Genomic DNA, 24630 nt, shown 5'->3' with positions numbered 1-24630 from the left:
CGGCCGTTATCTCCCGCCTAAAACAGCCCCGCCGGCTCGGCCTCGACGTCCCAACTGAATATGAGCACCTCATGGGCCTCCTGGCCCTTGCCGCCGCCGACGGTGTAGCGGATGTCGGTGCTCTCGATGTGGTAGTTCGCGAACACGCGGCGGATGTCGGGGTGGTCGTTCAGCGAGATGATCGCCTTGCCCTTGAGCTTACCGAGGATGTCGGCCATCTGCTCGTACTCTTCGATGCCAAACGGCACCCCGTATCCCTCAGTCTGCCAGTACGGCGGGTCGAGATAGAACAGCGTGTGGGCGCGGTCGTACCGGGCAATGCACTCCTGCCACGGTAGGCGCTCGATGTAGGTGCTGGCCAGGCGGAGGTGGGCGGCTGAGAGCGATTCCTCCAGGCGCAGCAGGTTGAGCCCCGGTGGGGTTGTGGTTGCGGTGCCGAATGTCTGCCCCTCGATCCTGGCGCCGAAGGCGTTCTGTTGGAGGTAGTAGAAGCGCGCGGCGCGCTGGATGTCGGTGAGCACCTCGACCTGCGCGGGTTGCCCGCGCAGGAAGTAGAGGGCCGCGCCACCGGCGAACGGCTCGACGTAGCATTCATGTGGCGGCATGAGAGGAAAGATGCGATCTGCGAGGCGACGCTTGCCGCCCATCCACGGGATTATCGGTTGAGCCACGAGTGGTCTCCTGGGATCTGGAGCTCGTGGCTCTCTGAGTGTTGATGCGTCCGCAGCGCGGGCACTTGATTTCGAGGGTGTCGAACTGGCCGGCACGGGCCAGCAGCTTGCTACAACCGCTACAGCGGATCGCTTTCATTCATCCAGGCCTTCTGTCGATCTAACGTTTCGCCTAGACTCCCGCGTGCATCGCGCGATGCGGGGAGCCCTGGCCGACACGCAGGCTGGATCTGCTGTTGGGATCGCCGGTGGTGCTGGTACCACCACTGGCGATCGCTCCTCTTTCCTATGCTTCCTCGCTCCACGTCACCGCGCGGAGCGCCTCGGCATCGCCGGCGTCGACCGCCGCCCTGATCTGGTCCTCGAGACGCTGACGCTTGCCGATGACGTCTGTGACGATCGGGCGGTATGCCTCGGCGTTGGCGATCACACGCCGCACCAGCTCCTCGAATGCAATGCCGCGCCGTGCGGCGATACCGTCGAGGGTCGGCGTGTGGGCGTTGTTGTCGGCCTGCCAGGCGCGGGCTTCGGCTTCCTGCTGGGGCCAGGTGTCGATCTCGTATTGCGGGTATTGTCGGCGCAGCTCAGCGAGGTCAGCCTCGGATGCGCGGTTGATCTCATCGAGCTTGCTGGCAGCCAGGGCCTCGACGTCTACCGGTGGCACCTCGTACGGCGCGATCTCGATCCCGCTATCGAGGATCTGCTGGTAGATGCCTCGCGCGCGCTCGTCGGGGTCGTCCGGGGATGCAGTGAAAGGAATCCACCCAAGTTCGGGGTGTTCGATTTCGCAGTCGATAGTGCCGTTGCCGGCGTAGGCGGCATTTCTCAAATCCATCATGCGATCCTCAGCCATAACGTTTTTCTCGAATTCCCCGAGGAGGCCCAGCTGTGCCCCATGCATCGCCACGTTCCGCTTACCGGACCTCGGAAATACGCTGGGTCGTCCTGGTTAGTTGCATTCGTGTAATACAGATTGCTGCCTGCCGCCGTATCACCCGGCTCAAATAGCGTTGAATAGCGATATAGCAAGAACGCATACGTCCCCACCGCGCCGACCTGCGTCGATGGCCCGGCGTTGGCGACCATCGAATCGACCTCGGCGGCGGTGTAGTAATCCGCCTGCAGCGTCACCGTCTTGACGTACTGCGGGTGCGGGTCGGCTTTCGCTTCGTGATCTGCTACCGCGCCTTCGGCCTGACCGGCGGCGGTCTCGGCCCGATCGGCGTCCTCGCTCGCGGACTGCGCGGCGGCGGTCGATTGTTCGCGCGCGGTTTTGACTGCATCCAGATCGCTGTATAGCGCCTCGGCGGCCTGGCGGGCCTGTTGCGTCGCCGTGACGTCGAGTCCCGTTTGCTGCCGATCGGCGGCGGTGGCCGCTCGATCCTCGCCTGTCTGCTGCCTGTCGGCCGCGACCGCTGCCCGGTCCTCGCCGGTCTGCTGCCTGTCGGCCGCCGTGGCCTTGGCATCCAGCGCCGTCTGCTGCCGATCAGCGGCCGTTGCTTGCCGATCCAGCCCGGTCTGTTGGCGATCAGCGGCCGCCTGCTCGGCAGCGGCCTGGGTCGCGTTCATCTGCTCGACCATGCCGTCGTAGCCGGCCTGGATCGAGTCGACCATCTGCCGGCATTCGTCGACGAAAGCGGCGATCATGTCCTGGGTCGCTTCGAACTTGGTGATGAACGGCACCTGGTCGCCGGCGACGATGCGCTTGCCGGTCCAGTTCATCGGGGTGGGTTTGACAAGAGTGAAGGGCACGATCATACCTCCGTGATGGTGAGCGTGGTGCTGCGGTTGCGGTAGTGGTCGTGGGTGTCGCCGTAGCCTTCGCTCATGCGTCCGACGAACTGCGCCGAGAGTCGCTCGAGGCCGGTGCTGTCGGGGTAAAGATCGACGAAGACGTCGCGGATCATGCCGATCTCGGCGATCTCCTCGATCAGGCGCTCGCGATCCCCCGGGGTGAGCCAGTCGAGACTGAAGCGGACCTGCTTGCGTGGGTGGCCACCGCCGATGGTGCGCAGAGTCTGGCCGGCGCTGCGCTCATGAGTGGCCGGGTCTACCCAGGTCGTCTGGACGCCATAGCTCATGTTGGTGGTGGGCTCGAAGGCCAGGCCAAGCACGACCCGGGCGACTTCCAGCGCGCCGGCCGGATTGCTCGGATCATTGAGCGTGAGGCGATATCCGGTGATCGCCGCCGGGGTGACGGTGAGCCGCTTGGTGGGCACCTTGAGCTTGTCGTTGTAGGTGGCCATGTAGGGGTCGATCCCGGCCCGCCAGATCCCCGCCGGGATGATCTCGCCGGTGGAGACCTCGCCGCTGTCGCGGATGACGGTCGAACCGCTGAGCAGCTCGACGCGCAGGGTGCCGGCCGAGGTCAGGTTGTGACCGAGGATGACGATGTCGTCGACGTAGGCACCGGCGGCAAGCGTCCCCGTGATGACCTGGGTGCTGGTGTCGGTGCTGCGCCAGACGCGGTTGCGCTCATTGCGCTGTGTGTTGCCGATCGACAGGCCCTGGGCCTCGGTGGTCGCGCTCAACTCTGCGCGATCGTGGATGTTGTCGAGCACCAGGCGTAGCGCGCGGCTCATAGCAGAATCTCCAGTTCGGCCTTGCCGCCCACCTGCGGCCGCACGGCGATCACGCGACCGATTCGCTCGGCAATCGGCGCCAAGTCGACGCGGATCGACTGGTAGACGGTGACGGTGGACACGTAGGTGTTGACCCGCCAGCGTTCGCGGCGCTCGGCGTGATAGGCCAGGCGCCGGTCGCGCTCGGCGGTGACGTCGCTCTCGACCTGCAGCAGCGTGTCGCGCGTGACCGGCGTCGCCAGTGGGTGGCCGTCCAGGGCCTGAGAGACGGTCGACTCGCTCCAGGCCCGCTGGTAGCGCGCTGCGAGTGCCGGATCGGTATCGTCGATGGTGGCGGCGACCCCACGCAGCTCGGCGTCGTTGCGACCCCAGCGCAGGGTCAGTGCCGACCAGGGCGGCTCGACGGTATCCAGCTCGAGCGTGCCATCGACGATGTCGTCGGGTGCCAGAGTCATGTCGGGCTCACCAGTGGGCGCCGTGAGCACACGCACGTCGAGCCGGTTCAGGGCGTCGATCATCCATCCGGCCCCGAGGGTGTCGCGCAACTGCTCGAGGATCTGCGCGCCGCTGATCGCACTCGATGATTGGATGCCCACGGTGACCTCGGGCAGTGCGGTGGCCGGCGAGACCTCGAGCCCATAGTGGGCGGCGATCCACGCGACCATGGTCATCGGGGTGTCGTGGGGTTCGTGGGCTGCCGCCGTGATGGTGCTGGCGTTGCCCGGGTGGTTATCCAGCGTGAACGCGCCGTTGGCGAGATCCTTGGCATGGGGCGCGGCGTTGCCGTTGTCCCGGGGCTGTACGCTGGACAGCGGCAGATAGCTGACGCGATAGGTGTCGGCCTGCGTCGAGATGCGGTAGGCCGGCACGTTGAAGCAGCGGCCGAGGACCAACGGCACCGGATTGCCGCCGAGTTCGAGGCTGCCGGTATCGATCGGCGTGTCCAGCTTGCTGCTGGTGTCCGTGACCGCGCAGACCAGCTCGCCGCGCTCCCAGGAGCGGATGCCCTCGTTGGTGGCCACTGCGATCAGCCGGAAGTCCGCCCGCGACCAGTGCATGCCGCCCAGGTAGGCGCGCACCGGATAGCCCCGGAACTGGTAGCCGAGCCAGTGGGTGATCCCGCCATCATCGCGCAGGCGGATATCGCCGAACTCGATCAAGCCGTCGATGCGCGTGGAAATACCCACGGCCTCGATCAGCACGTCGTCGTAGACCGGATCGTCGAGATGGTCGGCGATCGGTGCGATATACGGCTGATCGGCCACCTGGAGGACGCCGGCGGCGTGCTCGAGTTCGAGCAGCATGACGCGCTGCTCGTTGGGCTGATCCAGCCACTGCCGGTACTGCTGATCGTTCATACCGGCATCCTCTGTCGCGTCCGTGAGTGTCGGTTACCCTCGGCGACGTTCTCGGCCGTGCGCTTGCTGTGAGCGGCCGTGGCACGGGTGTGGACGGCGGTGTCGCTGCTGGTCTCGACCAGCGCATCGAGCCGCGCCCGCAGTTCGACGTTGTCCTGGCGCAGTGCCTGCAGCTCGGCGACGACCGGCCTCAGGTCGACGGTCGTCGACGGGCCGGCGTCGATGAACGGCATTGGCTGTGACGGCAGCGATCGCACGCCGAGCGAGCCGTCGGCGGTGCGCGTCAGCGGCATGATCGCTTCGGGGCCGGCCTCGCCCATCAGCCCCGTGTCGAAATATGTAGGCTCCTGGACGATGCCGTTGGTGAAGGCGCCACCCTGGGCATACGCGGCGACGCCCTCGGCCCGGCCATAGCGCAGCCAGTGCTCGTAGGCACTGAGGTTGGCGTCGTCCAGTGCCATGTAGAACTGCAGGCCCGACCAGGTGCGTTCCCCGCGATCGCGGTCGTTGAGATACGCGACCTGGTTGGCGACGTAGGTGTCCTCGTCGAAGCGCCGGGTCTGCTGGCCGACGGTGTCCTCACCTGACTGGTAGGTGGGCGACACGCCCTCGTCACGGCCGATCTGCTGATAGTGTGCTTCCAGCGAGCCATAGTCCTTGAGGATCCGGTCATAGACCTCGCCCGGAGTCCAGTCGTCACGGCCGCCCTGACGCTTGGCGTTGACCTCGGCGGTTTTGTTGGTCAAATACGCTGCGGCATCGAACGACGAGCCGACATCGGTGGCGTACTCCGGGAAGATCGCCGAGAGTGAGTCGGCCAGTGACGGTGGCAGCAGTGACACCAGATCGGCGATGGATTGGAGCCGGGTCGACTGCTGGACCTGCTGCTCGAGCGACGAGAGCAGGGTATTGCGCGCCTGGCGCTGCGCCTCGAGCACCTGGCGCTGGACGTTCTCGAGCGAGCCCTGCGCCTCCAGGGATTCGCCGTACTGGTCCTCGAGCCCGGATAGCGCGGACTCGACCTCGGTGTAGATGGCCGCATAGGGTGCTGAGGCCTGGCCGTAGTAGTCGCCGGCGGCGGTGAGATAGGTGGTCTTCGCCTGCCCGAGCTGGCTCAGGGCGTCGGTGTCGCCGGCCTCGGCGCGCACCTGCAGCGCGGCGAACTGACGCCGGGATTCCGCCAGGCGTTCGGCGGGGCTGAGGATCGACTGATCGGAGAGGCGCATCGCGTCGAGCATGTCGCCGATCGTCGCCAGCGCGCGCTTCTCGTTCTCCAACTGACGCTGGCGCTCGTCGGCGGCGGTTTGCGCGACCTCCATCGCACGCTGATAGCGATCGATGAGGCCGTCGACCGCGCCCACGGTGCCGTCGCGATAGAGCGCGGTGCGTTGCAGCAGCGCCTGCTGCTCGGCCGCCTTGTTGCGCTCATCGATCGCCCAGATCTCCTGCTGCAACGCGCGCAGGGTCTCTGGCATTTGTTCGAGTTGGCGTTGACGCTCGCGCGCCAGTGCAGCCTCGCCATTACCCTGGGCGCGGAGCAAGTCGTTCTGCAACGACCAGCGCTGCCGCTCGATCTCCTCGGCCCGCTTGGCGGCGTCGGCGGCGCTCTCGCTGAGCTGGGCGAAGGCGCCGGCCACGCTCATCAGCTCGCTGTAGGTCTGGCGGCCGCTCTCGGTATTCAAATCGAGCGATTCGACCACGGCGCGGAATTGCGCACGGGTCGATTCCGCCGAGAGGCCTGCCGCTTCCAGCGTCGGTGCGATCTGGTCGATGGCGCGCTGGCGCTGCTCCTCGGCGCTGAAGAAGTTGGCGTAGTAGGTCTGCGCCTGGCTCTGCAGGGCGTCGAGTCCGCCGGCGAGCTGCTGCAGATTCAGGGCGGCCTCGACGGCGCGCTCGCCCATATCGTCGAACGTGAGGTTCAGCTCGTCAGCGATGCCGGAGACCGCAGCATGGGCCGCCACGCCCGCGGTGATCTGGGAGAACGCGTCCTCGAGCGAGGTGCTGGTGTCGTCGACCACCTTCTCGGCGTACGTTTTGACATTGCCCGAGAGGCCGTCGATCAGGTTGCCGAGCTGTAGCGCCTGGGCGAGCTGGGGAATAGTGCGCTCTGCACTATCTGCTGTGATCTCGCCGACACGCTCGATCAGCTTGGCGGTGGCCTCCGATGCCTCGTTTTCCAGCGTTTCGCTGACGACGGCGTAGCGCCTGGCCACTAGCTCGCCCAGGGAGTCGTTCTTGAGCCGGGTCTGCCAGCCATCCAGCGCGTTTTTGACGCTCTCGATCTGGGTCTCGTTTGCCGCGCTGGCCAGGGTCTGATCGAGAGCGGCCATGGCATCGAGCATGTCGATCATGTCGCTCGGCTCGAACTTGGTCTTGTCGGTGAAGCCGAACGAGCCGAAGGGCGTTTCGCGGCCAAGGCCGAGATCGCCATCGCGGTAGTAGCCGCTGGAGTAGTACGGGGTGCCACCGGCGCCGAAGTCGCGATCCGGCGTCTCGGCAAAGGATTCGAACCCCGCGGTGTATTTGCGCGAACTGCCGAATATCGAATCGACCACGCCGCCAATGGTAGAACCGACAAATGCCCCGGGAACGCCCCAGAAACTACCGCCGACCGTCCCCAGCATTTGGCCGATATTGCTGTTTGGCGTTTTGCCCGTCAGAGATGTGCCGATTTTATTGCCGACCATCCCGCCGCCCTGATACGCGGCGTAATAGGCAATGGCATTCGTGATAGCAGTCGCGAGACCGGCGGTGGTTGTACCGGCACCGAATGCCGTATTGCTAGCCCCTGCGATGCCCGTCCCGTTGACTACTGAGTTTGCTGACCCGATAGCGGTGCCACTAATACCTCCCTGAACGCCTAGCGAAGCCCCATAAGTGCCGTTGAAGCCTGCCCAGGCATTTTGTGCAGTGGTCCATGCGCCGGAAAGACTGTCAAAGCTCGGCATGCCGAAGCTTGGCATGCTAAATCCGCCACCACCGCCGAAGCCGCCCATGCCTCCGGCGCCGGTGCCGCCCGCCGCGGGCGAGCCGGTACCGGCCAGCGGCAGCCCCAGCGATACCGTGATGCGTCGCGTGGTGTATGCGTGGGCGATTTCGGCGAGCGTCGAGATTGCGACCTGCTTAAACGCATCGAACGTGTTCTTGCCGCCGCTGATCACGTTCTCCCAGAAGTCGACGAACGCGTCGTCGAGGCGCTCGACGCTGCGCTTGATCGCCGTCTCGAGATAGGTCATCTCGCGGTCAACCTTCTTGGCGGCCTTGGTGGCGTCGAAGCCGTAGTCCTCGGCAGCATCGCCGGCGTTCTGGTAGAGCGTCGGGAGCTTAGCGACAGCGGTCAGGTACTGGTCGAGCGTCAGCTTGCCGCCGGCCCAGGCGGTTTGCAGCGTGATCTGGTCGGCGAGGAAGTCGCGCTGGGACTTGGCCACCGGGTCGAGCTTGTCCTGCAGCGCCTGCAGGGCATTGGCCTGGGAGCGGGCGGCCTGCGCGGCGGCGCGATCCGCCTCGGTTTTCTTCTTGGTGACGACAGTATTCTGACGGATTGCGGCTGCGCGCTCGTTCAGCAGTCGCAATGACTCGGCGATCAGCGCACTGGTGTTGCCAGCGCTATCGCCGATGACGAGAGCGGCCGAGAGAGCAGTAGCCGAAAGCTCTGTCTGCACGCCACGCAACAGACCAGTCAGGGTGTCGAGGTTCTGAAGCTGAGCAATGACCATCGACTCGGCCTCTGCGTACCGCTGAGCCCTCGACAGATGCGCTTGTGCTTCGGCCTTATTGCCTTTCTCGATAGCCGAACGGTAGTCCTCGAGAGCCGCAGTCTGCCCCGCCACGGCGCCGGCTTGCTCTGCGTACAGGCCTGTGTAGCCAGCCTGAGTGGCGGCGTATTTTTCCGCTTCTGCAGCAGTCATGCCCAGGGTGTTGCGCGCATCCTGCAACTTTGAGATGTAGCTATCCCAATCCTCGCCGCTTGCGCCCAGCGCTAGTGAGACAGACTGCACACCAACTGACGTGTCTCTGAATTTCCCACCCAGCCCATCCATCCACTGGTCGAGTGTCTTGAATATCGCGACGCCAGAGGTCTGCGACTGGATGACATCCTGCCACTTCTTGTCGTATTCACTCAGACCCGCTTCATTCGCCGCGATGATTCGCTCTTGCTCGCGTAGCTGGGTATTCAGCTCTGCAATTTCGTGGGTGGCTGAACCAGAAAACCCCTGGTACCACATACCCTGATCTTTGCCTTGGTCTTTTAGATCATCGATTTGATCCTGGAGCTTCTTGGCTTCAATCCGAGCTTCGGCGAGGTCCTTTACGATCGGCACGCGATTGGATTCGTACTGAGCCTGCGTGTAGTTATCCAGGCTTTTGACGAGAGCGTCGATCTCACCCTTGGCTTCTCGCGCAGCGGGAGATGTCAGTCCTAGCTCATCGCGGAAGTAGTAAACCGCTGCCCCGGCAAGCATCGCAGCGCCGAGCGGCCCGCCGACCAGCGCCATAGCGCCTGCGGCAGCGCGTGATGCAATAGAGGCGCGCTCTGCTGCGGCTGTATAGGCATTGGTGGCCACGGTATGGGCAGATTTTGCTTCGGTCGCACGGGCGTCGGCTGCAGCCAGATTCGTCAGCGCGAACGCATGCGCGTTGGTACCGGAGGTCGCCTTGGCGTCGGCCACGGCACGCGCATAGATCTGCTCCGAGGCACGAACCTCCGCTGCTGTGCGGCGCATCACCTGTTGCGTGTACTCGACGCCAGCTTCGTAATTGGCCTGTAGCGCGTACTGATTTTTGACGAAAGCCGTCGCGGAGGAACCGAGCGCGCTTGTCAGCTTTACGCCAGCGACCAATGCGAGCGCGCCGAACCCATCAGCCAGAGATTCAATCGTGTCGACTTGTTTGCTCGTCAGATTGTTGGCTTTGGCGAACGCTGGAAGCATGTCGTTATAAACAGAGAGCACGCCGGCGCTGGTATCGGCGAGGTAGCCCACTGCGCCGCCCAGCCCGCCTTCGCCTATTTGCAGGATGCTTTCGCTCAAGGCGCTGTTGAGGGTGCGCAGCGAATTGGAAAGCCCCGAGCCGAGAATGGCCGCCATCTCATCGGTGGCGCCGGCTGCATCCTTCAGTCGCTGGATGAACTCACGTGCGCTATCCGCGCCGCTCGTCAGTACCTGTGCGGCAGGGCCCGCCTCGGATGCGAAGATCTTGAAGGCATCGGCGGTGGAGATATTGGCATCGAGCAGCGTGTCCAGGACGTTGGCCAGGCCGCGGGTCTCGAGATTGACGTCCTGCAGCGTCAGGCCATAGCTCGCCAGGACGTCCTTGGCCTGAGGGGTGATGTTGGAGAGCTGGCGAATGAAACCGAGCACGGCGGTACCGGCGCGGCCAGACTGAATCCCCGCATTGGAGAGGATGCTGATCGCTGTCGTCGTCTCTTCAATCGAGAGCCCCGCCGTCTTGGCGATCGGCGCCGCCTCCTTGAGCGCCTCACCCAACTGCTGGATGTTGGTATTGGATGAGGACGCGGCGGCAGCCATCACATCCATCACCCGATTGAGCTCGCTGACGGGCAATTGCATACCGCCCAGCACGTTGGAGGCAATGTCGGCCGCCTGGGCGAGATCCAATTGCCCGGCGGTGGCCAGGTTCAAAATGCCAGGCGTCGCCGACAGCACCTGGTTGACCTGCAACCCCGCTTGCGCCAAGTACCGCTGCGCCTCGCCTGCTTCCTGCGCGCTATAGCGAGTCGTGGCGCCCAGGGTTCGCGCCTGCTCCTGAAGCGAGCGCATCTGCTCAGCGGTGGCGCCGCTGACGGCACGCAGCCCCAGCATCGTGTCCTGGAATTGGGCCGTCTCGTTGATGACGCGGCCGAGCGTCAACCCACCCAAGGCCGCGGCGGCGAAACCTGCCGCCGTACGGATGCCACTCAGCGCACTGGAGACCCGTGCCGACTGGCTCTCGCTGACGTCGCCGAACTGACGCACATGCCCTTCGGCATCGCGCAAGGTGCCAACGAGCTGGCGCCCATCGCCGGTCAGGCGGACAGATAGCTGAAGGTCATTGGGCATCTACGTCGCTCACGCCTGGAATTCATCGGTGTGGTACACGAGGCGCTCGAGCTTACCTAGCGACTCGTCGATCTGGTGACGCTGAGCGTTCCTTCGCTCATTGGCCGCTCGATCCCGCGCGCTCGTGTCCCGCTTCACGCCTGCCATCTCATTGAGCGCGCCACGCTCGAGCAGCCGGACTTGCCCAAAGCGCTCCCGAAACTCGGTAGGTGCGACGGCATGAAACTCCATCACCATCTTCAGCGCCGGATAATCGAGTCCGGTCGGGCCGCCCATCGGGGCGTGCTTCCACTGGGTGGAGCAGTCGAGAAAGATCTCGAGCGCGGGCCAGTTCTCCGGCAAGACCTCGAACTCGGTAGGCTCTTCCGTGAGTTCGAGGTCATCCGGCACGTTGATGCCGAGCTCGGCGCACTCGCGCTTGTACTCGGCAACGCTGCGTGCCGGCGTGCGTTTGGCCCCAGCGGCCCAGAACGCACCGGCGTCTATCAGGTTCTGGGCCGGTTCTTTTTTGTGATGCTTTCGTGATAGGCGCTGATCAGCGCGACGCTGGCCGCGGGGTCGTTCTTGACCGCGTCGAGTAGTGCGCCGCCCGTCAGCATCTCGCCGTTTTCGCCCGGCACCTCGATATCGGAGACTGAGACCAGCACGGCATCGAGCAACGTAACGTCCTCGGGTTGCTCCTTGACTTGATCGTAGGGCATGACTTTGAAGGTGGCGGTGAAGCGCCCGGTCTGCTCCTTGCCCTGCTCGTCGTAGATGGTGAGCGAGACGGGCTGCTGGTAGCTGCGCTTGGTGTTGAGTTTGAACACGGCATAACTCCTGATTAAGGGCGGCGTAACGGCCTATGAAAGTCGTCGGTCAGCGGCAGACGATGCGCACTTCGTCGTCGCCGGCGATCGGCTCGGGGGTATAGGGAATGGTCAGCATCTGGTCGCCACCGTCGTCGGCGTAGCTCGGCGACTGGATGGTGACTCGCGGCATGCTCAGCTCGATCGTTTTCCCGGCCACGGTGCCGTGCTCGAACACGATCGCGCCGGGCTCCAGCGAGAGCGCACGCTGGAAGAAGTTCACCTCGGCGACACCGGGGTCATCGATCTGCATCGAACCACTCGGCGAGCGGCCGTTGATCGAGATGTCATTGGCGTCGACCACCGTGCGGTGGCGCGTCTGCACGCCCATGTCCAGGCTGAACTGGCTGAACGGGGTCGAGTCGCGGCCGAACACGGTCAGCCCGGTGTTGGCGCTGTTGATCGCCAACGGGTTTTGCCAGGCGGTGAGATCCACCGTCGGCAGTTGCGCGTCGGCGACAGGCCGCAGCAGCGCCATTAGCGTGATGGTCATGGTCGGCACGCTCTGGGCATTGAGTGCGAACTGCACCGTGCCGCGGGCGCCTCGGCCTTCGTGGAGGTTCTTGTCGACGTGGCAGTAGAGACGGCCGGATTCCTCCTTATCCGAGATCGGCGCGTAGACCACCTGGGCGGGGGTATCGCCGTCCGCCGGCACGAGGGTCTCGGCGAAGCCGCACACCTTGAGCAGATCGCCCCAGGGCGGTGCGGTACCCGCCGTGGCCGGCGGCACCATCTCGACGGCGATCTGCACCTGCATGTGCTTCTCGCCCGGCAGGCTCGTGGTGTTGCCGTAGTAGGGGCGGATCACGCTGCGCTGGATGTCATCGCCGGAGAGCGGTGTCACCTCGATAGACGCCGGTTGGATTGCCGCCATCACGTCCGGCAGCGTGTCCGCGTTGTAGCTGGATTCGATGCCGAATCGCATGACACGGCGGTTGGTTTTTTGGCTGCTCACGTTGAGTCTCCCCACCAATAAACGGTTGATAGAACGTCGACCCAGTAGAGGGCGGCGCTGGTTAAGGTCAGTATCTGCCCGCCGTTCCAGCGCACAGCCAGCTCAGCGCCAGGCGGTATCCAGTGAATGAGCCGCTCGAGCAATGGCTCTCGCAGCTCGGCGAGCTGGTCCTTGCCGGTCCCGAACTGACTGCTGCCGTAGCGCGCCACCCCGGTCACCAGCATCACCTCGGTCGAGACGCGATGGCGCACGTGCGGGTGGCGGTCGGCGTGGCTGACACGCTCGCGCCCGTTGACCAGCGTCACGCTCGGCAACGCCTGGTTCTTGCGGGCGCTTTCGAGATCGGCGGCGAGGGTGATCTCGGCCGTCACGGCACCGGCCAGATGCTGCTTCCAGGGCTCAAGACTGAGCAGCATCGCTCTCGCCCGCCGGCGACGAATCGTCGCTCGCCGCCTTGGCCGGTGCCTTCGGTGCCGCCGCCTTGGTGACCTTCAGCGCCGGGTCGGCCCGGAGCAGGTGCCAGGCGCTGCTACCGCTCAGCAGCGTGACCGTGCGCGCTTTGGGGCCGTACTCGACACCACAGCGCGTGACGGGCTGGTCGCCGACAGTGCGGATCGAGAGATGCACCGGCCCGGCCGGAACGCGCTCGGCCTGGGGGCTGGGCTGCTGGGTTTCGGACTGATCGTTCTTGCTCTGTGCCACGGGGCACCTCCTAGAAACTGCCGCCGCCGAACACTCGGCGCCCGGTGTGGAAGTTCACTTCACCGGCACTCTCGGCGAATGCCGAGGGCGCCGGGCCCAGGCGGGCATCACCGCGCGCCACGGCCTGCAGGAACTTGATCGCATCGGCGTAGCGGGCAGCGACCGTCTCGGTAACTTCATCGTCGTAGAGCCGATAGCGGGCGATATCCGCCGCCACGGCGGCGATGACATCGGGCACCGGCGTCACCGGTGTTGTGATGCCAGCGGCCGCCAGGCGCGCGTCGATCTCGCCCTGGGCGTCGGTGCAGGCACGCTGCACCGTCCGCTCGTCGATACCCCCCTGGCCATCGTTGGCCCGCGCGCGGACCTCGGGTTCGCCGAAGCGCTCGATGAGATCCGCCTGGGTGACGTAGGGGGTCATTCGTTGCCGCCGTCTTTCGCAGGAACGGTGCAGTGCTCAACGATCAGGGCGCTGTCGGCTTCCAGTGCCGCGATCTGGGTGTCGTTCAAGGCACTGGTGGCAATCACGCGACCCTGACGGTCGAATCGCAGCCCGGCCCGGCGGCGCGACTCGATACCTCGTGCCGCTCGCACGTAGATCGCCGGCAGTGGCTCATCCGAGTCGTCACCGGTGACCGTGCCCGCGTCCTGCGTGCCGTTATCACCCGTATCGCTGTCGCCCTTGCCGTCATCGCTTGCCACCGGCTGGGCCGGTGTGCTGGGCACGATGACATCGGCATCCGCCGTTGGCGTCTGCGCCTGGCGCTCGGCCTCGGCCTGCGGGTCCGGTGAGGGCTGCTGGAGATCCACTGCCGCGCCGTCGGTTGACTCATCAACGCTTGCCGCCGCGCTGTCCTGCTTGTCAGACTCGGCGCTCGGGGCGCTCTTGCTGGCGGCGGCCCGCTTGGGCTTGCTGGTGGTGGCCATCGTTCGCTCTCCTGGTCAGGGGTTACCCAGCGCGCTTAGGCGGCGCTCGGCAACCAGGGGTTCAACACCAGTGACGAGGTGCCGCGCCACTTGTTGCTGCTGCCTTCGATGCGCTCGCTGTTGAGGATCTCGAGCGCGTCTCCCTCCATGGATTGCGGCACCATGGTGTGCGAGTGCCGCAGCGCCAGCGGGCGCTCGTAGTCGCCTTTGAGGGTGGTCAGGCGAGCACGGGCGGCGGCGTAGCTCTCCGGCGTGAACGGCTGGTTGGAACGCACGATCAACTGCCACAGGCCGGGGCCGACGTTGACCCGTGCATCGACGCCGAACAGGAAGTTGTCCTTCATGAACACTTCGGAATCGTTCAGGTTGGTGATGCTGCGGAACTGGTAATCGCGCCGGCGCTGGAACACGATCGGGCGGATCGCGCGGGTCAAATCCATCACGTACCACGCCGAGCCGGTGCCACCCATGTCGTTGGAAACGGAGGTCTCCTTGCCGTTCTTGTCCAGCACCGGATGCTCGGCGTCGAACAGTTGCTGGCCGTCGAAGCACATCGGGTTGGTGGCCAGCATCTCGACGGTCAGCTCGTTGGGATGCTCGCGGCTCGAGCGCCCCATCTCCTGCATCATCGGGCCGTAGAGGCCGTAGGTGTCGTCTTCGATGCTGTCTCGGCTCACGCCCTCGGTCAGCTCGAACTTGCGGTTACGGATCGAGAACGCGCCGGCACCCAGAGAGTGGATGACGCGATCGCCGAGCCACTCACGCATGCGCGGTAGCTGGCGCAGCCACGGGTAGACCTCGACCGCCGTATTCGAGGGCACCACGGTGCAGAGCTGCTCGAACAGCGAGGCGTTGTCGCCCAGGCTCGAATAGCCTTGCTGAAAGTTGGTGTTGAAGCCCCGGAACAGGGCCTGCAGGTTCGCCTGGTTGAGTTGCATGGTCAGTCCTCGTGATCAGGTCGCCGGGGCGACGTCGAGATAGGCGCCGGAGGTCGGGTCGAACACGACCCACACACCGCCTGCGTCATCGGTGCCATCGACGATGCCCGCGATGGATCGGGTGCCACCGCCGTCGGTGGCCGCGACCGTCTGGGCATCGACCAGGTAACAGCGCCGGCCGATGTGCCCGGAGGTGATCTCATCGGCACCGGTGCTGTTGACGACGCGATGGCTGCCGCGCCGGACTTCGACCGACTCGGCCGCCGGGATCTCGGCACGTTCGACGATGCCCACGGCGGTCAGCCCGGTCGCCTCGCTCGCGGCGATGGCGAGACCGGCCGCGCCGATCACGGCAATCGAGCCGGCGGGTAGTTCGGTGTCCCGCGCCTTGCGATAGGCGCGGCGGATGTTGTCGCGATATGGGGTATTCATTTACGCGCCCTCCTGGGGGTTGGACTTGCGGTAATCTTCCGCGGTGATGCCCATGGAGCGGCACACCGCCAGCTCGGACTCAGTGAGCGGTGCCGGGCCATCCTGCTTGGGCGGCTTGCCACCGGTCTGGCTGGTACCCGACAGCGCCGCGACCGGGGGTGCATCCTGGAGATGTGCCTTCAGCGCCGCGAGGCCCTGCCCCTTGAGCCAATCAGCGGTCGCCTGGCCGGCGATGCGGCCATCCTGCAGGCCCTCTTCGATCAGCCGATCCCGCTCGGCGGTCTCGCCGCCGGCACGCAGCGCCGCGACCTGTTTCTGGGATTCCTCGTACACGCCTCGCGGCACGTACTGGCTCATGTCTGGCGCCGCCGGGGTGCCCGATTTCAGTACGGCAACCGCGTCCTCGGGCTTGGTGTCATCCTCGGCGCCCAGCGCCTGGCGCAGCGCCTTGGCGTCGTCACTGCCGGCTTTCAGCGCGGCGATTGCCTGGTCGATCTGTTCGTCGGTGGCGTCGGTCGCGAGACCCAGCGCCTTGATCAATTGCTCACGATTCACGGTGGAGTCCTCGTCTTGCTGGGGAGCGGTCGACGCCCGCCGGGCGGCAGCCAGCACGGCATCGCCATCGCTGATGGCGGGGTTATTGGTCAGGGACAGGTGCAACAGGTCCAGCACGTCGCCGGTGTCGGCGGCGTAAGGGAACACGGGAGAGAGGTAGCGATACTCGGGCGGCTCACCGTCGGGGCCTGGCGAGACGGCCGCCTTGGCTGTGGCCGTCCACTGGATGACCCCATACAGGCCGTCGGTGCGCCACTCGAGTGAGTCGGGTGCGACCCAGCCGGCTGCCGGCGCTGGCTGGCCATTGGTCTCGCTGAGCAGGGTCTGGTGCTCGTAGTCGACGACGATGTCGGCATTGCGAGTGGCGGCCTGCTGGATGATCCGCCGGGCATGGGCCTCATCGAGTCGCCAAGGACCGCCGCCACGCATCGAGCCGCGCGGCGCGTCGAAGGTGCCGGCGGGGATCAGCCGCGTCTTGTGATCGCTGGCAGAGATGCGCAGCGAGCAGACCGCGACCGGGGCGGCGGTCTGCGCCGAGCAAGCGGCGATATGGCGATGTGAGGATGTCGTAGTCATGCGCCCATGGTGGCGGGCGCACGGGGAGGCTCGGGATTAATGTATTTTGGTAATTTCGGGGGTGGCCGGCGGGGCGATGCGATGGCCGAAAGGGGCGATATCTGAGGGCGATACCGTAATGGGGCGGGAGCCTGACCGGCAACCGTGTTTAAACCCCGTTTAAAATCCGCTGAGGGCGTTCAAGACATTTCGCGCGAGCCATCGTAGCGCAAACGCCTCAGCGCGTCTCACAGCGCCGTGTAGGCGGCCATCCTAAATCGGGTCTTCGAGCCAGTCGCGCAGCGTCTCCAGGATGACCGTATTGTCGACGTCGGACACCCCCAGGAACTCGCGCGCCGGGACGTCTCCCCAGAGCTGGGGGAACTCCTCGGGTGTGCCGCCGAACTGCTGCATCGCGGCATAGACCAGCGAGCTCCCCCACTCGAGTGCGCCCTGGTCGACGACGTAGTGGATCTCGTCATGCAGACGCCGCGTCTCACCGATCAGCGGGTCGGAGTGACTCTTGCGCGCCAGGGTGACCGGAGAATTGGCCGGCCACGGTGTGCCATCAGGTGCCTGCTGTTCCTCGAAGCGGCGCTTGGTCGAGACGATGAAGTACTCGCCCAGCTCCTCAAGTGGCTTGCGCAGATCCTGCCCGCGATCCATCAGCGCGTTGAGCGCTGCGACCACCTGGCGGCTGTCGATCTCGATACCGGCCATGGCTACGGCGCCTCGACTCGGAAAGATTGCAGCACCAACTGACGCCGATCGCTGACGAGCCGCCATACTGCGATGAAGGTTTCCCCGCCGATGGTGAGCCGGCGGCTAATGGTATCTTCGCCCGCCGCCGTAAACGTCGAGCCTGAGTTGAGCAGTTGCGGCAGGTACGCGAAGTCCTCACTGGTCAACGCTCGAGCACCGGCCTCGGCACGCTGCACCTCCAGCACCGAGGCGACATCCAGGGCGAAGTCGTGAAGCGCTGCGCTCTCGTCGATCGCGTCACGGATCTGCACGTTATCGGCCTCGGTGGCCAGCCCCAGGGTGCGGGCCACCGGCAGCGTGTCGGCGGCATCGCCTCGCATCACGCGCTCGGCGTAACGGCGGGCATCATCCGCCACCGAGGGCAAGGCCCGGTAGCTGGTCGCAAGCCGGTCTCGCACCGACGCCGGCATCTCTTGCATGTAGCCCTTGGCGATCGAGTAGTCCCAGGCGCGGGCTTTTTCGGCCATCTGCGAGACGGTACGGCTGACCCGCGCGCCGGGCTGATAGTCCCAGCCCTGGTCGATGCCTGGCGGCGCGCCGGTCTTGCTGTCGGTGGCATCCCAGCCATCCGGGAGCGCCTTGTCCGGCTCGCCACCCAGACGGCGGACGCTGCTCTGGCGGTGGGCGCCGACCACATAGCACGAGCAGCCCCAGCCATTCGGCGGGTAGTGGGTCGCCCAGAACGGATGATCCGGCGGTAGGGTCAGGCCGTCCCAGCTCAGATGCTGCTTGCGTGGGTCGCGCGAGCCGCCGTGGCGATAGACCCAGAAGGTGAACTCGGCGTCCTGCAGCTGCGCCAGGCGCCCGGCGCTGTAGCTGGTCTGGGCATTGGTCTTGTAGATGACGCGGGTGCGCCAGGCACGGCCCTTGGCCGACTCCTCGCCGGTCCAGCCATGCCAGCCGTTGCGCTCGACGATATCCCGGAAGTCCTTACGAAACTCGCCGATGCCTCGCCCCTCCGAGACGAAGCGGTCGCTAGCGGCGGCGAGATCGGAGAGCAGGTCCGCCTTGGCAGCGCCTGCGACCATGAACCCCTGATCGTGGGCACCACGCTCGATGTCGTCCCACCGCGAGGTGGGAACCAGGTTGCCGAGCTTCTGGCGGAAAAACGCCGATTGCTCGGCGAATGAACGCCCGGTAATCGCGCGGACGGAGGGCTGCTCATCCGGCATTGCGCGACTCCGAGCCGTCGACCAAGTCAGCCCGGCCAGCGCCCTCGGCGGCGACCAGAGCGTCTCCGATCAGGTTCCCCAGGCCGTCGCTCTCCAGCTCAGGCTGGGCTGCCATGAGCATCTCGCGGAACTCTTCGAGGCTGTCGGCCCGCTCGAGCATGGTCTCGATCCGCGCCAGCCACTCGGCGATATGGGTGTCTCCTTCACGGGTTAGCCGGTCGGCGATGGCGTCCGCCGGCATCTCTGCCGCGGGGGCTTCCCGTAGCGCGGCCAGCCCGGATGGCCAGCCAGTCGAACGCAGCGCCGCCTGACCCAAGGGCTGCGCCTTGGGCCGCAGGGTCTCTTCATTTTTGCTGGCCGTGGGGATGCCGGTCTTCTCGTGCAGCCACCACAGCGGGATCTTCGCGCCCATGTCGACGAAGGTCGGCAGGTTCTCGGCCAGCGCCTTGTAGTCCTCGGTCTCGCCGAGATCCAGCACGAAGCGCGGCGCACGGCGACGATCGACGATGCCGTGATTGAGCGCGGCCATGGGCCAAAGCATGAAACGCTGGATCGAGCCGCAGTACTGGCGCACGTCAGAGCGGATCAGGCTGGCTTGGGCGCGCTCGTGGACGTTGCCCAAGGCGTTGGTGTTGGTGCCGTCACCGGTGCCGCTGGTCAGCGTCCCGCCCAGGATCACCCGCGCCTTTGATCGCTCGCACCACTTCAGCATCACCTCGTAGATGTCACCCCGCCCCTGGGCGGCTTCCAGGAAGTCGACGCTCATGCCCTCGGGAATGATGCCGGCGGCGTCCTGCCCTAGGCTGACCACGGCGCGCAGCAGCGTTGCCTTCTCCTTGTCGGTCGCCGACTTGGGGTACTTGCCCAGCCGCGCCGGCATGCCGTAGATCTCCAGCAACTGGGCGAGATCCCCCAGGGCGTACTGGCTGAACAGATAGGGCCAGGCCAGCTGGCGATGCAGGCCGGAACGCGCCACGTAACCGGGGCGCGCCTTGTGCCGGTGCTGAATCCAGCCCAGCGGCCACAGCCCGGCACCGTTCAGGCTGCCATCGCGCAGGGTGATCAGGTTCTGCTCTTCCGGGTGCAGGCGGAACCAGGTATGCGGCCGCAGGATCGGCTGCTCGAGATAGCGCATGGCGCCATCGCGCTGCCACGACAGCTCGAGATTGGCCCAGCCATGACCGAGGCCCGTGCCCAGCTCCAGGATGAGGTCCTCGACCTCCAGCCCACTGAATACCTCGGCGGCCTGATCAGCCGCGCGACGCTCGGCGGCGCTGGCTTTGTCGGGCGGCACGATTTGCCATTCCAGCTCCGCCGCCAGTTGCCGGCGTTTGGCGAGGTCGGCGCCGATTTGGGCATCCTTTTCTTCCATGTCCTCGAACAGCTCGGACTGCGCCTTGAGATCGCCTTGCTCAGCCGCCTCCAAAATCCGGTAGAGACGGGCCGGCGTCAGCCCCTTGGAGGGGTGCTCCATGAACTCGCGCTTGAGCTGACCGATACGGGCATCGCCCGCGGTCTGCTGCGCTTCCAGTGCCTGCCCGGCTTCGGCCTCGTCGCTCTCGGCGACCAGGCCGCGGGTGTACTTGCGCGGGACTTTACTCACCATGCCCCACCTCCTGAATCTTCGAAGTCATAGTCGTCGGCGTCGATATCGATACTGGCCGTCATCCCACGGCTGGCGCGCGGGACGCGGATGTAATCCATGGGTGCGTTCTCTTGCCGGCTGGCCGCATGCGCCAGCACGCAAGCCATCGCGCCATCGCCGTGGCGCACGCCGCTGGTCTTGCCCTCCGGCAGGCGCGCGACGCCGCGCACCAACTGGAAGGCGCGATGGTCTTCGACCAGGTCATCGTCCAGCGGCAGCGTGATTGTCTGGTCTTCGAACAGCGCCTTGTAGCGCGGCATCTCCTCGCGGTACCAGTTCTCGGTCGCCTGCACCTGGTCGACGATCGAGCCCCACTCATCGCGCGCCGCTTCGCCGATGTAGGCGCCGTTGCCTCGGCTGTCGATGGCCACGCCTGACAGGCGCGGCAGGCCGTTGCCGGTGGCGAGCAGGATCTGCTCTTGCTGCTTGAAAGGCACGTTGTGCATCTCGATCAGAAACGGCACCGTCCGGTGCAGCGTGTCGCCGATCTCCATCGGTGCGATCACCGAGAGATCGCCGGAGCGCGCGAAGTCCTGGCCGAGCGCATGGCGCCGGCGCGGGTTGAGCTGCTTGAGCAGCGGCGTGAGCTTGTCTCGAATCCAGTCGCTGATGATCGTCGCGCGCTCGGGCTCCGGCAGCGCGTTGAACTCTGGCGTGCCGTCGTAGCGCAGGATCGTCGCGGACTTCATGCACGCTTCGATCGCACTGCGCGAGAGGTACGAGCCGCCGCCGGCACGCGGCACGCAGAACAGCTCCTCGTCCTCGTTGGGGCGGTAGCGATTGATCAACTGCTGGCGCCATTCGGCTTCGTCACTGCGCGACCAGTCGCGCCCGGTGACCCGGCAGATACGCCGATAGAGGCCGTCGGACAGCGCGTCGTCCAGGTCGACCCGGTGCAGCGAGTAGTCATAGCGCCCGGCGCGGATGTCGTTGATCAGCTCGGCGAACGGGTTGTCGTCGCCGTTGTGGGTGCTGATGATGCGGATCTGTCCACCCCAGATGGTCATGGCCATCGCCGCCTTGAGCAGCTCGGCGATGTCATCGACGAAGGCCGCTTCGTCGATCACCAGGCGCTCGCCGGGGCGGCCCTTGGAGCGCAGGTTGCGCGGGTTGGAGGTGAACGCCTGGATCGAGTGACCGCTGTCGAAGCGGATGGTGTAGGTCAGGATCGACTTGTCCTCGTCCTCGAACACCGACTCTTCGATCTGGCTCGCGGCGGCGTTGTAGGCCTTGGCCCAACCGGCGCAATCCTGGATAAAACCCTGAGTCATCTCCTTGTTGTAGGAGATGTAGTAGACGTTGGCGCCGGCCTCGGATGCTGCATAGAGCACGTCGTCCGCCGCTTCGGCGTAGGAGAGACCGATACGCCGCGACTTCTCAATGATCTTGACCGTGCTCTGGTCGCTGACCCAGCGCTGCTGGTAGCCGAGCAGGATGGCATCGCTCACTTCATGCCCTCCATGATCGCGGCACGCAGGGAGGCGACGCCCTCGTTGGAGATTCCCTGGCGGCGCGCGGCCTTCTCGGCGCGAGCGGCGGCGGCCTTGGCGACTTCGCTGCGAATCTTCAGCTCGCGCTCCATCGACACCTTGTCGGCGCTGGCCAGATCTTTCAGGGCACCGGCGAGAAACGCGACGTCCTTGGTCGAGACCTCGGCATCTTCGTCACCCGCGGTGGCCAACTGCTGAAACGCCACCGTGCGCAGCATCTCCGAGAGCAGGCGCCCGATGTCGCTGTTGGGGTCATCCTCCAGCTTGCCGACCCACACCTTGGCCATCTCCTGCGCCTCGCGGTAGCGCTGCATCTGCTCGCGCGCCCCTTTGACGTAGCGGCCCACAGCGCTGCGTGAGGGGGCATCCTCGCCCATGATCCCGTCGAGCTGGTCGACGATATCGTCGATGGTGGCGCGTCCTTCGCGGATGGCACGATCGACACTCTCGCGGATGCGTGGGTCGAGCTTGGTGACACTACTGCGACGCGCCATCTCACTCTCCCGGCTGGGGGCGCTTGATCCCACTGACGCGTGTGCGCCCGGTGGCCACATCGCCACCCCGCGTGGTCAGCGTGGCCACGGTGACGCCACCCACACGCTCGAGGGTGACCAGGTCCTGCTCGGCCAACCACTCGACATCCGCGATCACGCGGTCATAGCTGATGTGGTGCCCGAGGCCTTGTAGGGCGGTACCCAGCAAATAGGCATTGGCGCTATATCCGGTGGACTGCTCGAGCAGCCGCAGCGTCTGCAGACGGCGATCCTCGGTCTCGTATCGTTGGAAGCTCATGATTGTCGGTGGCCCCGCTCGTTCCAAAGGTAGGTATGAATTCGGTCAGTCACCTGACCTTGCGCGCGCTGCGTGGCCGAGATCTCCGCCAGCAGTTGGTTGGTCTTGGCCTGTTCTGCGCGTAGGTGATCAATGTCTTCGCGGCTGGGCAGCGAATGAACCTGATGCTCGAGGGTGGCCATATGCTTCTCGACCTCGTCGATGCGGGCGTCCACGCGGCGGATCGCTTTCTCGCTGGCGCGGGTGCGGTTGATCCACCACACGCCGGCGCTGAACAGGACGATCGACAGCGCCTGCACGAAATCCCAACCCACTTTGATGGCATCCCAGTTGATTGGTCCCATCGGTTCCTCTGCGTCTGCGCGTTATGGATTCGGAGCCAGCGCCCGCGCCTGGCACTCCTGGCTCCGTTGATCGACTCGGGCCAGTCTTAGCCAGCCTCGAGAGCCCCACTGGTGCAGGGCGGTGATGTAGCTGCCGACATCGCGTTGGGAATAATCGCCGAGTGGCTTGGCCGGCTCTGCTTCACGCTCGGTCATCCCGGCGGGGATCGCGCAGACCACCACCGGCGGCTGATTGTCGATCACCGGTGGCAGGGTCGGTGTGCTCTCACAGCCGACCAGCAGTGCGATACCGGCTAGGGCGATAGCGACCCTCATGGCAGATCCTCGATCGCCTGGCGTAGTACCGGTGCCACGGGCGCGTCATCGCTCTCGGGTGCCAGGCGGATACGCTCGGCTGAGGGGCGATAGCGCTCGTCGAGTGTGTCGAGGTCGTTGTTCAGCTCGCGGGTGGCGGTCTCACCGGCAGCGCGCTCCTCGCGCTCCAGGTTGAGTTCTCGGGTTCGCTGGAAGGCCACGTTCATCCAGGCGTCACGAGCGCTCGAAGCCTTCTCGGCCAGCGCGATCGCCTGATCACGCTGGGCCCGCACCTTGTCGATTGTGTAGCGGTTGACGATCCAGCCGCCGATCGATAACACCAGCGCCAGCAGCGCGATCCATACCTGCATCGGCATCATCCTGGCCACCCCCTTCAGAAGTGATAGCACGGCGACCTCCCGCCCCAGGCTCTGACGTAATTCGGCGTGTAGCGCAGCAGGATGCGGTCGACGTAGTCGCGGTTCTCGCGCTTCGCCCAGCCCGCGCGGTTGGTATGTTCGGCCACGTGGCCCCACCACAGCGCCGGATCATCGCCCGCCGCGCGCGCCAGTTTTTGATCGCGCCAGACCCAGCCCAGGCCGCCGTTGTAGCCGGAAAGCGTCATCGCCCAGCGCTGGCAGGCATCGGCGGCATCCACGCGCTGCCAGATCCATCGGTCGTAACGGGCCATAGCCCGCATCGCCCAGCCGGGTGAGTACGGCGCCGCCTCGCCCAGGTCGGGGTAGATCTCGGCTATCCAGGCGCTGGTGGACGGCATGAACTGCGCCAGGCCTTGCGCGCCCACGGGGCTATCGACATCCGGTCGCCAGCCGCTCTCTTGCTGGATCTGCGCGGCGTGGACTGCCACATTGCCGTCCAGCCCCCAGGTCTGCTGGACGATGCGCGTCAGCTCGCGCTGGTAGCGCTTCGCGTTGGCCGGCGGCTGCCAGGCCCAGGCGGGCTGACAGCCGGTCAGCAGCACCAGCAGGACGAGCGCCAAAGCGCGGCTCACGCCTCGACCTCGCGCCATTCGTCGAGGATCTCGGCGCAGTCGTCCAGATGCCCCTTGAAGCGCATCAACAGCCCATAGAGGTGGAGCTTCTCATGTCGTGTCTCCTGCGAGTCCGGCAGGCTGTGATAGCGCTCCATCGCTACGGCGGCGAACTCGACGAGCAGCTCGACACTGTTCTCGCGCCAGTTGTCCGGCACGCCTTGGCCATGGGCTTCTCCGTCGATCTTCAGCGCCGTGGGCAGTGGCTTGGCTGATGACGTGGCCACGGGAGTCGCGGCTGGCGTCGGGGCCGGTTCCGGCGCTTTCTCGGGGCTGGCCTGCATGGCTTCCATCCCGCTCGGCGTGACTCGCAAGCCATCGCCGCGAATGGGGTCGCTGACCTCTTCCAGATATCCCCCGGCGATCAGGCGCGCCAGATGCTGCTCGAGCTGGGCGCGGCCGGCGCGGGTGGCAATGTTGAGCGCCACGCTCACGAGCGACACGGGGCAAGGCCCGCGTCGCTCACGGCTCTCGGCGTGGATAGCGGCGAGGGTGCGG

General features: G+C 65.8%; 28 protein-coding genes. All 28 read right to left on the bottom strand.

Going from position 1 to position 24630, the window contains the following annotated elements; all coding sequences use genetic code 11:
* Positions 1-17 precede the first annotated feature (17 nt).
* Entirely contained in the window at positions 18-671 is a 654-nt protein-coding gene (locus QO259_RS10470; protein ID WP_285949933.1) for a DNA adenine methylase, read from the bottom strand.
* Positions 592-810 carry a Com family DNA-binding transcriptional regulator gene (locus QO259_RS10465; protein WP_285949932.1) on the bottom strand — a complete coding sequence of 73 codons (219 nt, stop codon included), beginning with the start codon at positions 808-810 and terminating at the stop codon, positions 592-594. The genes QO259_RS10470 and QO259_RS10465 overlap by 80 nt, the downstream gene beginning before the upstream one ends.
* Before the next feature lie 147 nt (positions 811-957).
* Complete coding sequence (locus QO259_RS10460; RefSeq protein ID WP_285949931.1) at positions 958-1506, bottom strand: HI_1402-related protein; 549 nt, start codon at positions 1504-1506, stop codon at positions 958-960.
* Positions 1506-2423, bottom strand: coding sequence for a hypothetical protein (locus QO259_RS10455; RefSeq protein ID WP_285949930.1), 918 nt, complete (start codon positions 2421-2423; stop codon positions 1506-1508). Before QO259_RS10455 ends, QO259_RS10460 begins: the two co-directional genes overlap by 1 nt.
* A gap of 2 nt (positions 2424-2425) precedes the next feature.
* A complete protein-coding gene (locus QO259_RS10450; RefSeq protein WP_285949929.1) occupies positions 2426-3253 on the bottom strand; it encodes a hypothetical protein in 828 nt (275 codons plus the stop codon).
* On the bottom strand, positions 3250-4611 hold the full coding sequence (locus QO259_RS10445; RefSeq protein WP_285949928.1) for an NACHT domain-containing protein: 1362 nt from the start codon (positions 4609-4611) through the stop codon (positions 3250-3252). Before QO259_RS10445 ends, QO259_RS10450 begins: the two co-directional genes overlap by 4 nt.
* Positions 4608-10670, bottom strand: coding sequence for a phage tail tape measure protein (locus QO259_RS10440; protein WP_285949927.1), 6063 nt, complete (start codon positions 10668-10670; stop codon positions 4608-4610). Before QO259_RS10440 ends, QO259_RS10445 begins: the two co-directional genes overlap by 4 nt.
* A 9-nt stretch (positions 10671-10679) precedes the next feature.
* Entirely contained in the window at positions 10680-11060 is a 381-nt protein-coding gene (locus QO259_RS10435) for a DUF1799 domain-containing protein (RefSeq protein WP_285949926.1), read from the bottom strand.
* A 95-nt stretch (positions 11061-11155) separates the two neighbouring features.
* Positions 11156-11479, bottom strand: coding sequence for a hypothetical protein (locus tag QO259_RS10430; RefSeq protein ID WP_285949925.1), 324 nt, complete (start codon positions 11477-11479; stop codon positions 11156-11158).
* A gap of 49 nt (positions 11480-11528) precedes the next feature.
* Positions 11529-12473, bottom strand: coding sequence for a phage tail tube protein (locus QO259_RS10425; RefSeq protein WP_285949924.1), 945 nt, complete (start codon positions 12471-12473; stop codon positions 11529-11531).
* A complete protein-coding gene (locus QO259_RS10420) occupies positions 12470-12889 on the bottom strand; it encodes a phage tail terminator protein (protein ID WP_285949923.1) in 420 nt (139 codons plus the stop codon). Before QO259_RS10420 ends, QO259_RS10425 begins: the two co-directional genes overlap by 4 nt.
* Complete coding sequence (locus QO259_RS10415; RefSeq protein WP_285949922.1) at positions 12873-13175, bottom strand: hypothetical protein; 303 nt, start codon at positions 13173-13175, stop codon at positions 12873-12875. The genes QO259_RS10420 and QO259_RS10415 overlap by 17 nt, the downstream gene beginning before the upstream one ends.
* Before the next feature lie 10 nt (positions 13176-13185).
* Positions 13186-13596 carry a DUF1320 domain-containing protein gene (locus QO259_RS10410; RefSeq protein WP_285949921.1) on the bottom strand — a complete coding sequence of 137 codons (411 nt, stop codon included), beginning with the start codon at positions 13594-13596 and terminating at the stop codon, positions 13186-13188.
* On the bottom strand, positions 13593-14102 hold the full coding sequence (locus QO259_RS10405; protein ID WP_285949920.1) for an HI1506-related protein: 510 nt from the start codon (positions 14100-14102) through the stop codon (positions 13593-13595). Before QO259_RS10405 ends, QO259_RS10410 begins: the two co-directional genes overlap by 4 nt.
* Before the next feature lie 35 nt (positions 14103-14137).
* A complete protein-coding gene (locus tag QO259_RS10400; RefSeq protein ID WP_285949919.1) occupies positions 14138-15040 on the bottom strand; it encodes a Mu-like prophage major head subunit gpT family protein in 903 nt (300 codons plus the stop codon).
* Between the two features lie 15 nt (positions 15041-15055).
* Positions 15056-15472, bottom strand: a complete 417-nt coding sequence (locus QO259_RS10395) for a hypothetical protein (protein WP_285949918.1) — start codon at positions 15470-15472, stop codon at positions 15056-15058.
* Positions 15473-16603 carry a phage protease gene (locus QO259_RS10390; protein WP_285949917.1) on the bottom strand — a complete coding sequence of 377 codons (1131 nt, stop codon included), beginning with the start codon at positions 16601-16603 and terminating at the stop codon, positions 15473-15475.
* Positions 16604-16855: 252 nt separating this feature from the next.
* Positions 16856-17302 (bottom strand): phage virion morphogenesis protein, encoded by a 447-nt coding sequence (locus QO259_RS10385; RefSeq protein ID WP_285949916.1) that lies wholly within the window; start codon positions 17300-17302, stop codon positions 16856-16858.
* A 2-nt stretch (positions 17303-17304) separates the two neighbouring features.
* Positions 17305-18516 (bottom strand): phage head morphogenesis protein, encoded by a 1212-nt coding sequence (locus QO259_RS10380; protein ID WP_285949915.1) that lies wholly within the window; start codon positions 18514-18516, stop codon positions 17305-17307.
* The gene (locus QO259_RS10375) at positions 18506-20122 is read right to left on the bottom strand and encodes a DUF935 domain-containing protein (protein ID WP_285949914.1); all 1617 of its coding nucleotides are present in this window, start codon (positions 20120-20122) and stop codon (positions 18506-18508) included. Before QO259_RS10375 ends, QO259_RS10380 begins: the two co-directional genes overlap by 11 nt.
* A complete protein-coding gene (locus tag QO259_RS10370; protein WP_285949913.1) occupies positions 20116-21609 on the bottom strand; it encodes a terminase large subunit domain-containing protein in 1494 nt (497 codons plus the stop codon). The genes QO259_RS10375 and QO259_RS10370 overlap by 7 nt, the downstream gene beginning before the upstream one ends.
* Positions 21606-22145 (bottom strand): DUF3486 family protein, encoded by a 540-nt coding sequence (locus tag QO259_RS10365; RefSeq protein WP_285949912.1) that lies wholly within the window; start codon positions 22143-22145, stop codon positions 21606-21608. Before QO259_RS10365 ends, QO259_RS10370 begins: the two co-directional genes overlap by 4 nt.
* 1 nt (position 22146) lies before the next feature.
* Positions 22147-22443, bottom strand: coding sequence for a VpaChn25_0724 family phage protein (locus QO259_RS10360; protein WP_285949911.1), 297 nt, complete (start codon positions 22441-22443; stop codon positions 22147-22149).
* Positions 22440-22787 carry a DUF2730 family protein gene (locus tag QO259_RS10355; RefSeq protein ID WP_285949910.1) on the bottom strand — a complete coding sequence of 116 codons (348 nt, stop codon included), beginning with the start codon at positions 22785-22787 and terminating at the stop codon, positions 22440-22442. The genes QO259_RS10360 and QO259_RS10355 overlap by 4 nt, the downstream gene beginning before the upstream one ends.
* A gap of 21 nt (positions 22788-22808) precedes the next feature.
* On the bottom strand, positions 22809-23102 hold the full coding sequence (locus QO259_RS10350) for a flagellar basal body L-ring protein FlgH (RefSeq protein ID WP_285949909.1): 294 nt from the start codon (positions 23100-23102) through the stop codon (positions 22809-22811).
* Positions 23099-23491, bottom strand: coding sequence for a hypothetical protein (locus QO259_RS10345; RefSeq protein WP_285949908.1), 393 nt, complete (start codon positions 23489-23491; stop codon positions 23099-23101). The genes QO259_RS10350 and QO259_RS10345 overlap by 4 nt, the downstream gene beginning before the upstream one ends.
* On the bottom strand, positions 23476-24093 hold the full coding sequence (locus tag QO259_RS10340) for a transglycosylase SLT domain-containing protein (RefSeq protein ID WP_285949907.1): 618 nt from the start codon (positions 24091-24093) through the stop codon (positions 23476-23478). Before QO259_RS10340 ends, QO259_RS10345 begins: the two co-directional genes overlap by 16 nt.
* Positions 24090-24575: a hypothetical protein gene (locus QO259_RS10335; protein ID WP_285949906.1), complete on the bottom strand. Its 486-nt coding sequence runs from the start codon at positions 24573-24575 to the stop codon at positions 24090-24092. Before QO259_RS10335 ends, QO259_RS10340 begins: the two co-directional genes overlap by 4 nt.
* Positions 24576-24630: the final 55 nt, after the last annotated feature.

This window comes from Salinicola sp. JS01 (assembly GCF_030284585.1).
GTDB lineage: Bacteria > Pseudomonadota > Gammaproteobacteria > Pseudomonadales > Halomonadaceae > Salinicola.
The sequence above is the reverse complement of the archived record's forward strand: the minus strand, read 5'-3'. Positions and strand labels throughout refer to the sequence as shown.

What these genes read in the sequence shown, in the direction of transcription:
- QO259_RS10465 (WP_285949932.1), bottom strand. Translation starts at nt 810, where the DNA reads ATGAAAGCGATCCGCTGTAGCGGTTGTAGCAAGCTGCTGGCCCGTGCC.
- QO259_RS10460 (WP_285949931.1), bottom strand. Translation starts at nt 1,506, where the DNA reads ATGGATTTGAGAAATGCCGCCTACGCCGGCAACGGCACTATCGACTGC.
- QO259_RS10450 (WP_285949929.1), bottom strand. Translation starts at nt 3,253, where the DNA reads ATGAGCCGCGCGCTACGCCTGGTGCTCGACAACATCCACGATCGCGCA.
- QO259_RS10445 (WP_285949928.1), bottom strand. Translation starts at nt 4,611, where the DNA reads ATGAACGATCAGCAGTACCGGCAGTGGCTGGATCAGCCCAACGAGCAG.
- QO259_RS10440 (WP_285949927.1), bottom strand. Translation starts at nt 10,670, where the DNA reads ATGCCCAATGACCTTCAGCTATCTGTCCGCCTGACCGGCGATGGGCGC.
- QO259_RS10420 (WP_285949923.1), bottom strand. Translation starts at nt 12,889, where the DNA reads ATGCTGCTCAGTCTTGAGCCCTGGAAGCAGCATCTGGCCGGTGCCGTG.
- QO259_RS10410 (WP_285949921.1), bottom strand. Translation starts at nt 13,596, where the DNA reads ATGACCCCCTACGTCACCCAGGCGGATCTCATCGAGCGCTTCGGCGAA.
- QO259_RS10405 (WP_285949920.1), bottom strand. Translation starts at nt 14,102, where the DNA reads ATGGCCACCACCAGCAAGCCCAAGCGGGCCGCCGCCAGCAAGAGCGCC.
- QO259_RS10400 (WP_285949919.1), bottom strand. Translation starts at nt 15,040, where the DNA reads ATGCAACTCAACCAGGCGAACCTGCAGGCCCTGTTCCGGGGCTTCAAC.
- QO259_RS10395 (WP_285949918.1), bottom strand. Translation starts at nt 15,472, where the DNA reads ATGAATACCCCATATCGCGACAACATCCGCCGCGCCTATCGCAAGGCG.
- QO259_RS10390 (WP_285949917.1), bottom strand. Translation starts at nt 16,603, where the DNA reads ATGACTACGACATCCTCACATCGCCATATCGCCGCTTGCTCGGCGCAG.
- QO259_RS10385 (WP_285949916.1), bottom strand. Translation starts at nt 17,302, where the DNA reads ATGGCCGGTATCGAGATCGACAGCCGCCAGGTGGTCGCAGCGCTCAAC.
- QO259_RS10380 (WP_285949915.1), bottom strand. Translation starts at nt 18,516, where the DNA reads ATGCCGGATGAGCAGCCCTCCGTCCGCGCGATTACCGGGCGTTCATTC.
- QO259_RS10375 (WP_285949914.1), bottom strand. Translation starts at nt 20,122, where the DNA reads ATGGTGAGTAAAGTCCCGCGCAAGTACACCCGCGGCCTGGTCGCCGAG.
- QO259_RS10365 (WP_285949912.1), bottom strand. Translation starts at nt 22,145, where the DNA reads ATGGCGCGTCGCAGTAGTGTCACCAAGCTCGACCCACGCATCCGCGAG.
- QO259_RS10360 (WP_285949911.1), bottom strand. Translation starts at nt 22,443, where the DNA reads ATGAGCTTCCAACGATACGAGACCGAGGATCGCCGTCTGCAGACGCTG.
- QO259_RS10355 (WP_285949910.1), bottom strand. Translation starts at nt 22,787, where the DNA reads ATGGGACCAATCAACTGGGATGCCATCAAAGTGGGTTGGGATTTCGTG.
- QO259_RS10350 (WP_285949909.1), bottom strand. Translation starts at nt 23,102, where the DNA reads ATGAGGGTCGCTATCGCCCTAGCCGGTATCGCACTGCTGGTCGGCTGT.